This window comes from Flavobacterium azizsancarii (assembly GCF_027980145.1).
Lineage (GTDB): Bacteria > Bacteroidota > Bacteroidia > Flavobacteriales > Flavobacteriaceae > Flavobacterium > Flavobacterium azizsancarii.
The window spans coordinates 1-9,149 of the sequence record NZ_JAMZNK010000082.1; the positions used below are offsets into that span (position 1 = coordinate 1).

The window sequence follows — 9,149 nt, forward strand, 5'->3', positions numbered from 1 at the left end:
GGTTTCAGGTTTCAGGTTTCAGGTTTCAGGTTTCAGGTTTCAGGTTTCAGGTTTCAGGTTTCAGGTTTCAGGTTTCAGGTTTCAGGTTTCAGGTTTCAGGTTTCAGGTTTCTAACCTTTGTCAAAGTTTTCAACTTTGACAAAGGTTTAAACTTTGACAAAGGTTTAAACTCCGGGATTCAGATTATCATAAAATATTGGCATCGTATCTTGTGTATATATTGTAATCCTGTATTACACCAAACGGTTGAAACCGTTCGCTATATTTACAGCAATCAAAACAATAATTACGAATACTCACATCACGGGACTTCGACTTCGCTCAATCTGACATGCGCAAATAACAAAATGTATTATAAAAAATCCGTAAAATCCGTGTTTTCGCATTAGCGAATCAGTTTCATCAGCGTGCCATACCTCATTTCCAAATTATCTCATTTTTCCTGAACCTCTCAACAAAGCAACTTTGGGCTTTTCAACAAAGTTACTTCTGCCCTTTCTTTAGATCTTTGTACTGTAAAAATGCAATCAATGATACATACAGATCAAAAAGTACTAGTAACTGGCGGAACAGGTTTTCTGGCCATACATAGTATTTTACAATTATTAAATCGTGGTTATGAAGTCAGAACAACCATTCGTTCGTTCAAAAGCCGGAACAAGATTTTTGAAATGCTTAGAAATGGCGGTCTTACAGACTTTAGTAAATTAGATTTCATCGAAGCTGATCTTACCTCTGATAAAAATTGGAATGAAGCTATGATTGATTGCGACTATGTATTGCACATCGCCTCGCCTATATTTTTAAGATTACCCAAAAACGAAGATGAAATGATTCGTCCCGCTGTAGACGGAACTTTACGAGTCTTGAAAGCAGCACGAGAAGCCGGTGTAAAACGTGTGGTAATGACTTCGAACTTTGGTGCTGTTGGATACAGTCATAAAGACAAAAATACCCTTATCACGGAGGAAAGTTGGACAAATCCAGACGAAAAAGGACTTTCGACATATAATAAATCCAAGGTTCTTGCTGAAAAAGCCGCCTGGGAATTTATGAATAATCAAGGAGGAACATTAGAACTTTCGGTCATTAACCCAATGGGAATCTTTGGTCCTGCGCTAAGTGCGGACTTATCAAGCGGTTTCGAAATGCTAAAAAAACTATTAGACGGTTCTATGAAAGCAATTCCTGATATTAGTTTAGGAATCGTCGACGTAAGGGATGTTGCCGAATTACACATTCTCGCAATGGAAAACCCCGAAGCCAAAGGACAACGTTTTCTTGCTTTAGGCGGAGGTACAATGTCATTACTGGAAATTGTTAAACTTATAAAAGTAAAAATGCCATACGCAGCCAGAAAAGCAGCTACAAAATCTTTGCCTACCTTTATAATACGCTTAACAGCATTGTTTAACGATAAGGCAAAAGCCATCTTGCCATTGGTTGGTATTTATCGCAAAGCCAGCAACCAAAAAGCCAAAACCATATTAGGCTGGAAACCCCGCACTAACGAAGAAGCGATTATGGCAACCGTAATTAGTCTAATCAAATGGAAATCTCTTAAAATATAAATATGAAAGTAATTGTAACAGGTGCTACCGGAATGGTTGGCGAAGGAGTTTTAATCGAATGTCTGGATAATAGTCAGGTAGAACAAATTTTGTATATAGGAAGAAAACCAAGCGGAAAATCGCATCCTAAATTGACGGAATATCTAATTTCAGATTTTCTTTCACTAAAATCAGATAATCTTACACTTACTGGCTACGATGCTTGTTTTTATTGCGCCGGAATCACCAGCGTTGGCATGGATGAAGCGCAATACACGCATATTACGTATGATACAACCTTGCATTTTGCCAAAATACTTTTAGCACAAAACCCAAATCTTACCTTCAATTTTATTTCAGGATTGCATACAGATAGTTCTGAGAACGGAAAAGTAATGTGGGCGCGCGTAAAAGGAAAAACCGAAAATGCATTGAAAGCCTTACCTTTTAAGGCGCAATACAATTTTCGTCCGGGATTAATGAAACCTGATCAAACACAAGTTCACTTAAAAGGATTCAATAAATACATTACGTTGCTCTACCCTATTATGGGCTTGTTTTTTACTGGTTGCACCACCAGAGAAATTGGTTGCGCAATGATTTCGGTAACACAAATTGGGTATTCTAAAAATATCCTAGAAGCCATTGATATTAAAAAAGCAGCCAACTTAAAATGAAAAAGCGAATCCTGAAAATTATCACACGAATCACAATCATCTTTCTTGCAATCCTACTGGTTCTTGGTATTTGTACATGGCTTTATATGCAAAAGGCGACTTTTGGCAGTTTGCCGTCAGGAAAAAACATGGTGCAAATTCAGAAATCGCCACATTATAAAGATGGAGAATTTCAGAATACACTTTATACACCAACACTGGCTCCGGGTTATAGTTTTTGGGGCGAAATAAAAAAACAGTTTTTTGATAAAACCGTTCCTACTGAACCGTCGAACCGAATTCCTTCTGTAAAAACAGATCTAAAGCATTTACCTTCAGATCAAAATTTATTGGTTTGGTTTGGGCATTCGTCCTGTTTATTGCAAATAGACGGAAAGAAAATTTTAATAGATCCCATTTTCAGCGACAATGCTTCTCCTTTACCCAATACTGTAAAAGTTTTTGACGGAACTAATACCTATCACGTACAGGATTTACCTGAAATAGATTATTTACTCATTTCGCACGATCATTATGATCACCTGGATTACGAAACAATTTTGGCACTTAAGAACAAAGTAAAAACTGTGATTTGTGGTTTGGGAGTTGGAGCCCATTTTGAACGTTGGGGATATCCAAAAGAAAAAATTATTGAGCAAGACTGGAACGATGATGTGGTAGTTGAAAATAACTTTACCATTTATACTTTACCGGCAAGACATAAATCCGGACGTGGCTTAAAACAAAACCAATCGTTATGGGCGTCTTTCTTAATTAGTTCGCCTACGCTAAAGGTTTATTATAGCGGCGATGGCGGTTACGACACGCATTTTGCAGAAATTGGGAAGCAATTTGGTCCTATTGATGTTGCAATTATGGAGAACGGGCAATATGATAAAGCCTGGCATTATATTCATATGCTGCCTGAAGAAACTTTGCAGGCAGCACGTGATCTGAAAGCCAAAAGTATGGTTCCTGTACATAATTCTAAATTTGCCCTCGCCAAACATACCTGGAATGAACCATTGAACGAACTTACCCGATTGAATGCAAAATATCAAATTCCTTTGATTACACCTGTTATGGGAGAAATTGTTATTTTTGATCAACACAAAGTTTTTAAGCAATGGTGGAAAGAAAATCCTGCCGCTCCCAATAAATAAACGGAACAATTACGCATAATACCATGAGATATACCGATATTAAAAGCTGCTACATTGGTCCCGAAATATCACCGGAACAATTTATTGTGGAACATTTCTTTTTGTACCTCGCAAAAGGCACAATAGAAGGTTATGACAGCGTGAACAAATACCATCTTAAAGCAGGTGAATATTGTCTGGTTCGCAAAAATCACCTGGCACGATACAACAAGCAAAAGCAAGACGGTGAATTTGAAAAAGTCGTTGTAATTCTTGATACTGAATTCCTTAAAAAATTTGCTGCAAAACACAAAATTACTGCACAAAATTATGCCAGTGAGGCATCATTTGTGCAAATAAAGAAAAGTGATTTAGTGCCTAATTTCGTTCTTTCGTTGATGCCATATTATAATGATGGCGGCGAGATCGATGATACGTTTTCTAACATTAAACGCGAGGAACTGCTTTTGATTCTTCTCAAAGAAAACTCAAAACTAATAGATATTCTCTTTGATTTTGCACCGCCTGAAAAGATCGATTTAGAAGCCTATATGAATCGCAATTATAAATTTAATATCAGTATAGAGCGTTTCGCCTATCTTACAGGAAGAAGTATTTCAGCTTTCAAACGAGATTTTGCAGTCATTTTTTCAGATACGCCAAGTCACTGGCTCATACAAAGAAGACTTCAGGAAGGCTATTTTTTATTGGAGAAAAAAGGAAAAAAACCATCGGATATTTATCTCGATCTTGGTTTCGAGGATCTCTCTCATTTTTCGTTTGCATTCAAGAAAAAATATGGAATTACACCATCGACTATACTGCAGAAATAGATTTATCAAAACCACTGATTAAAATAATTTTTCATGCAATCTTAACATTATAGCAGATTTATTTTTTAGATAATAATCTGCCCATATCTGCTTAAATCTTTCTAAAATCTGCGTAATTTTTTTTTTCAACACATAGAAGTATAGATTACAATCTCTAATTTAAGGAAGTTTTAAAAAATCCAGATTTCCGCACATAGCATTAAAACCAATCTATGTGCTAATATTCAAAGTGAAACGTCTTTTTTGAACAATCCCAAAAGCTATGTCTCTATGTGTTTAAATAAAACCAAAGATTAGATTTTTTTCTCTCGCAGAAGATAATCATCCGCACATATCTGCCTAAATCTTTCCAAAATCTGCGTGAAATATTTTTACACACATAGAAACATAGATTACAATCTCTCTAATTTAAGGAAGTTTTAAAAAATCCAGATTTCCGCACATAGCATTAAAACCAAGCTATATGTTACTATTCAAAGTGAAACGTCCTTTTTTGAGCAATCCTAAAAGCTATGTCTCTATGTGTTTAAATAAAACCAAAGATTAGATTTTTTTTCTCTCGCAGATCATGCAGATTTAGCAGATTTTTTTAGACAAGAATCCGCGCATATCTGCCTAAATCTTTCTGAAATCTGCGTGAAATATTTTCAAACACATAGCATTAAAACCAAGCTATGTGGTAATATTCAAAGTGAAACGTCTTTTTTAAGCAATCCTAAAAGCTATGTCTCTATTTGTTTAAATAATAGCCAAAGATTATTTTTAGCAAATAATCTGTACATAGCTGCTTAAATCTTTCTAAAATCTGCGTAAAAATTTTTTAAACACATAGAAACATAGATTATAATCTCCAATTTAAGACAATCTCAAAAAAATCAAAAACACCTTTGTTAAGTGCTCTAAAATTATACTCTATATGTTTAATTTAAAATTGTAATTATAAAAAATGTCTTATTTTTTCATTTTTAAATTTTAGGAGGATGTTTCCTTCTTTAACTTTCACTACGTTTGCGCATAATTTTCAAATCTGTCAATTAAAAAAAGCGGACAGAATTACAGAAACAATTGCTATAGTTTACTAATTATGAGGAACAACACACAACCGATAAATGAAATTTCTATTGAAAAAAAGCTTAGAAAAAAAACTTTCTTAATACCATTCACGACAATCTTCTGTGCATCAATTTTATTACTTGGCATTGGTTATTGCATGCATTTGTTTCAGCAAGGCTTTTATTGGGCCTTTATTCCTGCAGGTTTTTGCGCACACTCCTTCTTAATAGTTACAGTTCATGATGGCTCGCACAAAGCAATTACAAAAACAAAATACGACCGTCTTATTGTAAATGTAAGTGCTGCTTTAATCTTTATACCATTCTATGGCGAGCATTACAGAAAATATCATTTAATACATCATGGCTATACAAATACAGAATTAGATCCGCTTGCTTCTCCTATATTAAAAAATTTATACCATAAAAACAGATACTTATACATTCTTATGGAATCTATTCCTGTCTTATATTCTTCTTATCTCATCTTTGATTTTAATAAAAACAAAAATGCACAGAAAGTAACCAATGCCCTCCAGATTAATAAAATCTACTTTATACTCTCTATTGGTCTTAGCATAATTTGGTTTATTATTTTACAACCTCCATTTTATTTTATTTTGTTTACACTTTTACTTTTAAATCTTATTTCAGTAGTAAGAAACTGGTGCGAACATATGGGAACTTCATTAGACCGCAAAACTAATACTTATTGGTTTCCAATGGGTTTTGGTATTGGTAATCATGATGTTCATCATGAACATCCCAGTTTATCATGGCTTACGCTAAAAATTGGCCTAATGAAACGCCAGAAAAACACTAATCCTCTAAAAAGTTTAAAAGGCATTTTATTCGATAAAGCATTTACTTTTTACAAACCAAAATAAGATTATAGCAAATTTACTTTAAGATAATCATCTGCGCATATCTGCTTAAATCTTTCCAAAATCTGCGTGAAAATTTTTTAAACACATAGCATTAAAACCAAGCTATGTCTTAATATTCAAGCTGAAACGTCTTTTTTGAGCAATCCTAAAAGCTATGTCTCTATGTGTTTAAATAAAACCAAAGATTTTTTTTTGATAATCATCCGCGCATATCTGCCAAAATCTTTCTAAAATCTGCGTGAAAATTTTTTAAACACATAGCACTAAAACCAAGCTATGTCTTAATATTCAAGCTGAAACGTCTTTTTTAAGCAATCCTAAAAGCTATGCCTCTATGTGTTTAAATAAAAACCAAAGATTAGACAGCTACCCTTTTCCTACCATAAAGCAAAAGTCTCTTGAACGAATATATCGCCGGAAGTTTATGAAAATGCTCCGCAATTCTCTCTTTATAAGTTTTAATAAAAAGCTCTTTTTCTTCGCCATCCACACGTTCTATGTACGGAATCAAAGCCGAACCTGCTATAAAATTATAAAGCGTTTCATGATCGTTTGCAATAATAGGATATACTTTTTGCAGGATCTGAATATCTTCCAATCCGCCATCAAAAAGTATTTGCGCATAATCGTCGATACTCAAAACCGGGGAATCTCTTTTGTAACCTTTCAGGAAGGATTTAAAAGGTTCTTCGTTTACCAAATCCAGCAAGATTTTATTGAGTTTATTTTCAGGCTGAACAGGCATTTGTACTGCAAATTGACCTTTTGAATTAAGGTGTTCCAATAATCTTGGAAATAAAGTTTCATGATCGTTTGACCATTGTAAAGCCGCATTACTAAAAATTAAATCCCATTTTTCGCCAGAGGCTAATGTTTCTTCGGTAGTTGCTTTTCTAAAATTCAAATGATCCGTTTCTAAAGCCTTTGATCGCTCCAGCATTTCTGCCGAAGAATCAACACCCAGAAAATCAGCTTCTTTGAATTTATCGGCCAGGATTGCTGTTTGTTCTCCCGTGCCACAACCTAAATCAATGGCTTTCATACCTTTTACTGGTTTGATAAAATCAATCAGATCATAAAAAGGCTGATAACGAATATTTTTGAACTTATTATATATTTCCGGATTCCAAGGCATTTTATCTTATTTTACAATTTCAACTTTGATTAGGAAAAATTCGCGATCAAAATTCAAATTTGGTTACTACAAACTAAGATACAAAATTCTTATGGGTTTTATCAAGGCTTTATCCAGCTCCCGAAGCTTTGGGACTCTATCTTTTATTTTTCTAAAGAAAAAAATAAAAGGATGCCGTTCTTTTCTGCGCTAGTAATTTGTTTTTGCAGAAGAAGCAGCACAAAAATTACTACAAAATTATAACCTAAAAATTCCTATTATTGTAACCGTATAATAGATTTAATTTAAAATGTAAATCTGATTTAGAATTAAATAAAATTCATGGAGAACCAGAAAAAAATAATACGGGAAATAACTATTAGATTAAGTTTAGTCGTAGTGACTTTGGTGATCTTCTTTTTTTTGATAACACTTACAATCGATGTGATTTCTGATTTTTCAATATACAACAATAGGAACAACTACACATCCGGAAAAATGAAAGTGACACGAATTGGTGCAGATTCATACGGAAGTCCGCATTTATACGCCAATGGTTATGTTGAGAATATTAAAACCTCTGTGTATTTAGGATTAGAAAACGAAGTTAAAATTAAAGATTATTATCCTATTTTGTACAAACCTGATGGAAAACAGTCTTTTCTAACCACTAAAGATTTTAAGTTTACCCCAATAAATTATTTGTACTCCGGAATTTTTAAGATTCTAGGTATTTTATTTTTATTGTTCCTTGTATCAAGGATTTATAAATACTTTAAAAATTCTAAACTTGAATTTTAATGATCGCGTTTTCAAACTTTATTCGTTTGATATAAATCATCTTACGTACATAACTAAACATGAAACAACGAAAGAAATGGCTGGATGCTGCAGAAAGTTTTAGAATAGATATACATTCAATTGTAAAATGTCCCAATTGTGAAAAGGAAAATCTTACAGTCCTAGATATTGCTTTTAATACCAATGCAATCAATATGGGAGGCGAAAGATGTATTGAATGTCCGGAATGTCGAAAATTTGAAATAGTATTGTATAGAAACCCACACGAAAATTGGTGCATAAAAAAGTAAGGACAAATCTTGATATAATAATTAGATATATTCCTCGTGCTAAAAAGTCTCCTGACTTTGTAGCATGAGGAAAAAACACTTTTATTTATTCATTAACATTAGCATCACCAAAAAGAATCTCATTAATTTCTGTTATCAATTCAAATTCATCCAAAGGAAACATCTCTAAAACCATTTCTAAAATGAGAGCCACATTAATAGGCGAATATTTAATTGTAACCGAAGTTTGATGTGCGTCTTGTGCTATCAATTAATCCTTTTTCAATTTTTGCAGTTTTTCCATCTATTTGTGAAGGAGGAAATGTATCAACAAAATTGGGAAATCCTTTTTTTAATTTCACATACAAATCATTACCAAAAACATCTTCTAAAATTAAATTTTCGGTTGGTTTTCTATTAGGATGTGCTATAAAGGTATAAACTTCTAACTTTCTATTTTCCATATCTATTTAATCGAATTATATATATCTTAATTTTTAATTTATTTAGAGCTTATTTTTCGTACGTAATTTACTAGACTATTAGATAATAAATAAAGATGAAAGATAACTTTTAAAAAATAAATATTCTTTCTATATCTAAGGCATACAAATATCAGCATTCACTAACTCCCCATTTTACGGAAATCCATAATCCACTAAAATTTATTTCAAACAAGTATACCACTAAATAAAAACCAATCACCAAGTATAAATACCCCTTTTACAAACCATCATAAAATCGGATAGGAGCCTAGGGATTAATTCCCTAGGCGACCTTCCACACCACCCGGCATACGGATCCGTACCAAGGCGGTTCTTAATTTACGATACATTTTAAGATAG

The 9,149-nt window shown here is 33.3% G+C and carries 10 protein-coding genes; 8 read left to right on the top strand and 2 right to left on the bottom strand.

Annotation, left to right across the window (positions count from 1 at the left end):
• The 6 genes from NJT12_RS24345 to NJT12_RS24370 form a co-directional block, all read left to right on the top strand.
• A partial coding sequence (locus tag NJT12_RS24345) for a hypothetical protein (RefSeq protein WP_271338708.1) occupies positions 1 to 389 on the top strand: 389 nt, incomplete at its 5' end.
• Between the two features lie 141 nt (positions 390 to 530).
• Positions 531 to 1,571: an SDR family oxidoreductase gene (locus tag NJT12_RS24350; RefSeq protein ID WP_271338709.1), complete on the top strand. Its 1,041-nt coding sequence runs from the start codon at positions 531 to 533 to the stop codon at positions 1,569 to 1,571.
• Positions 1,572 to 1,573: 2 nt separating this feature from the next.
• Positions 1,574 to 2,227, top strand: coding sequence for a Rossmann-fold NAD(P)-binding domain-containing protein (locus NJT12_RS24355; RefSeq protein ID WP_271338710.1), 654 nt, complete (start codon positions 1,574 to 1,576; stop codon positions 2,225 to 2,227).
• Positions 2,224 to 3,369, top strand: a complete 1,146-nt coding sequence (locus NJT12_RS24360) for an MBL fold metallo-hydrolase (protein WP_271338711.1) — start codon at positions 2,224 to 2,226, stop codon at positions 3,367 to 3,369. The genes NJT12_RS24355 and NJT12_RS24360 overlap by 4 nt, the downstream gene beginning before the upstream one ends.
• Before the next feature lie 23 nt (positions 3,370 to 3,392).
• The gene (locus NJT12_RS24365) at positions 3,393 to 4,181 is read left to right on the top strand and encodes a helix-turn-helix domain-containing protein (protein WP_271338712.1); all 789 of its coding nucleotides are present in this window, start codon (positions 3,393 to 3,395) and stop codon (positions 4,179 to 4,181) included.
• Positions 4,182 to 5,265: 1,084 nt separating this feature from the next.
• Positions 5,266 to 6,120, top strand: coding sequence for a fatty acid desaturase (locus NJT12_RS24370; protein WP_271338713.1), 855 nt, complete (start codon positions 5,266 to 5,268; stop codon positions 6,118 to 6,120).
• Positions 6,121 to 6,478: 358 nt separating this feature from the next.
• Here NJT12_RS24370 and NJT12_RS24375 read toward each other — a convergent pair whose 3' ends face one another.
• Positions 6,479 to 7,255, bottom strand: coding sequence for a methyltransferase domain-containing protein (locus NJT12_RS24375; protein WP_271338714.1), 777 nt, complete (start codon positions 7,253 to 7,255; stop codon positions 6,479 to 6,481).
• Between the two features lie 321 nt (positions 7,256 to 7,576).
• Here NJT12_RS24375 and NJT12_RS24380 point away from each other — a divergent pair, with 321 nt between their 5' ends.
• Positions 7,577 to 8,035, top strand: coding sequence for a hypothetical protein (locus NJT12_RS24380; protein WP_271338715.1), 459 nt, complete (start codon positions 7,577 to 7,579; stop codon positions 8,033 to 8,035).
• 59 nt (positions 8,036 to 8,094) lie between these two features.
• A complete protein-coding gene (locus tag NJT12_RS24385; protein ID WP_271338716.1) occupies positions 8,095 to 8,325 on the top strand; it encodes a hypothetical protein in 231 nt (76 codons plus the stop codon).
• Positions 8,326 to 8,534: 209 nt separating this feature from the next.
• On the opposite strand, the gene NJT12_RS24390 is transcribed toward NJT12_RS24385, so the two are convergent.
• Complete coding sequence (locus NJT12_RS24390; RefSeq protein WP_271338717.1) at positions 8,535 to 8,768, bottom strand: hypothetical protein; 234 nt, start codon at positions 8,766 to 8,768, stop codon at positions 8,535 to 8,537.
• Between the last annotated feature and the right edge of the window lie 381 nt (positions 8,769 to 9,149).